Origin of the sequence: Pseudobutyrivibrio sp. 49, from assembly GCF_900100545.1 — a bacterium.
In the GTDB taxonomy this organism is placed as follows: Bacteria; Bacillota; Clostridia; order Lachnospirales; family Lachnospiraceae; genus Pseudobutyrivibrio.
This window is the reverse complement of record NZ_FNDP01000040.1, coordinates 1-2,268: the sequence shown is the minus strand read 5'-3', so window position 1 is coordinate 2,268 and position 2,268 is coordinate 1. Positions and strand designations below refer to the sequence as shown.

The window sequence follows — 2,268 nt, the reverse complement described above, 5'->3', positions numbered from 1 at the left end:
GGTATATTAAATTGGCAAAAAATGAATTGTCACAGCACGTGACTACCAAGAAGGTTAAAGCTATTGGTACTGAGACTTATATCAATGTCGCTACAGGCGAGGCGGAAGAGTTCCAAGTTACCAAGATTGAGGAACGTGATTTCAACTTCACTAAGGTGTGGATTAGAAACTTCGTTGCTACTCTTGATTTAGTTGGCAATCAGAAGACTAGGTTAGTCTATTGGATAATTGACAACTTAAACCATAATAACCAGCTTATCTGTACTAATCGCCTTATGGCTGAGGAGACGGGTATCTCCCTTGCTACTGTATCAGTTACTATGAAAGCCTTACAGGACGCTAATTTCTTGAAAAAACAGGCTAATGGAGTGTATGTTATCAATCCGGATATCCTCTTCAAGGGCACACAGAAAGCTCGTCTTAATATCCTTAATCAGTTCTCAGAGCTTGGCGCAGAGCCTCAGGAGCTTTCTGATGAACAGAAGATTCAGAATATCACTAAGACTATTGCACAGCTTTCTAAACAGCTTGAAGCCCTACAGTCTAAATCCTCAGTAGTTGATACTGAGATTGAGGGACAGTACACACTACTTCCCGATGGTTCAATTGTTCAGAAGGCTGTTAACAAGAAGGAGTAATTATGGCTACTAAGAAAATCAGATTAGAACTTACAGAAGAACAGTTTATGAAGCTGTATAGGGAAGCTCCTAAAGACAGCTATTTGTATCATCTTCTTGATGAAAAGCTTAATGCTATGGCTAAACGCACTATCGACATTGAAGAACACAACAAAAAAGAGGGCCTACGTCATTGGACGTAGATCCTCTTTTTTTTATAGCTCTGGACCCCAGCTTCTTGCTTGATGTTCAATCTCTTCGATATGCTCTTGGAACTTCTCTTCCACAATGTCAAATAGTGACTTGCCACCCACATTGTACTTTTGAAGCTCTTTTTCAATGAATTCAAGCTTATCCATATCGTAGCCTTTAGCCAGGCTATTCTTGAACTCCTGGAACATCTCTTCAGCCTGTTTTCCAGCAGTTCCAAGGATATAGCTTTCAAGATTATCTTTATATTCTCTAGCTTGCTGCAGCTCTTTAGCAGCTTTCTCTCTATCCTCAGCTGCTGCATCAATATTAGGCTGTATTTCAGCCTTATTCTGCTCAAATTGGCGTTCTCTGTAGTTCAGCAAGGATTCCTCGCGTTCAACGTCTTCAACCTTCTTAGCGGTCTTTTGAAGGCTTCTATACTCAGTCCAATCGAGTGTTACTCTGTCCCTAGGTCTGCCAAGTATATCCTTATCAGCCTTCTCCTTCTTGAAATCCTTGGCTTTCTTAACCTGACCTTCCAGTTTTTCAAGCTTGCCCCTAGAACGCTCAATTTCGCCTTCTACGGCTTCTAAATCGTTCTGTTTGGACTCTATCCTACCTTGAAGCTTTGCACCTTCTAATTTGAGAGTTTCTACAGCTTCAATGCTTTGTGTAAGCTCTTTGGTCTTCTCTTGGGTTTTGAACTCCAAAGTATCAAGGTGTTCCCTACGTTCCTCTCTGTCTTGAACCTGTCCTCGTTCGAGTCCATATTTCAAGCCAACTTCCTCGTGGAACTCATTCTGCCTTTGATGATACTGTTTGATATTTCCCATTAGCTCTTTAGCACACAGCTTGAAAGAACCGTCTTCACGTTCTACCAGAGGCACGCTCTGGCAGTGCATATGTGGGGTAGCCTCATCAAAGTGAATTACCGCATTGATTGTGACACCATAGGTCTTTTCGTGGTATTCAAGGCAATCCTTGAAGTACTCCATACACTCTTCTTTGGTCTTGCCTTCAAAGAACTCAGGAGAGGCTGTATATAGCCCATCTATGCAGACTACTGCGTCCTTACGCCATTTATCAATACCGTGCTCCTTGAGTTCTTTCTTGATGTCCTGCTGCAAGTTCATTGATTGTATCAAGAACTCATTTTCATTCGTTCTATCCCAATCAATATCACTTGCCTTAAAATCCTTCTGTTTGTCGGCTTGCCTGTTATTCTCAGCTTGTATGCCCCCGCAAGCCTGTATTTTACGCTTCTCACAGCGCATTATTCCATATCCCATAAGTATACCTCTTCGCTTCTAGTGAGTAAGCCTTTCCCTTTCGGTCTTCCTTACTCTGGTTTATTACTTCGTTTCGAGGTCGTTCCTGATCAATGGCTATCGCATTGAACAGAACTTCCTCTCACTTGTAATATACCATCGTTTCGGAAAACTTTCAAGTGAAAGTCTAA

The 2,268-nt window shown here is 41.7% G+C and carries 3 protein-coding genes; 2 read left to right on the top strand and 1 reads right to left on the bottom strand.

Features of this window, described 5'->3' with window-relative positions; genetic code table 11:
• Together BLP54_RS15525 and BLP54_RS15520 are read left to right on the top strand one after the other, a co-directional pair.
• On the top strand, positions 1-638 hold a 638-nt coding region (locus BLP54_RS15525; protein WP_143002049.1), incomplete at its 5' end, for a replication/maintenance protein RepL.
• A 2-nt stretch (positions 639-640) separates the two neighbouring features.
• Positions 641-820, top strand: a complete 180-nt coding sequence (locus BLP54_RS15520) for a hypothetical protein (RefSeq protein WP_090171553.1) — start codon at positions 641-643, stop codon at positions 818-820.
• 12 nt (positions 821-832) lie between these two features.
• Here the strand turns inward: BLP54_RS15520 and mobV are convergent, their stop codons facing one another.
• A complete protein-coding gene (gene mobV, locus BLP54_RS15515; protein WP_010891058.1) occupies positions 833-2,098 on the bottom strand; it encodes a MobV family relaxase in 1,266 nt (421 codons plus the stop codon).
• Between the last annotated feature and the right edge of the window lie 170 nt (positions 2,099-2,268).

Excerpts from the sequence above, each read along its gene's own strand:
- BLP54_RS15520 (WP_090171553.1), top strand. The coding sequence starts at position 641 with ATGGCTACTAAGAAAATCAGATTAGAACTTACAGAAGAACAGTTTATG.
- mobV (WP_010891058.1), bottom strand. The coding sequence starts at position 2,098 with ATGGGATATGGAATAATGCGCTGTGAGAAGCGTAAAATACAGGCTTGC.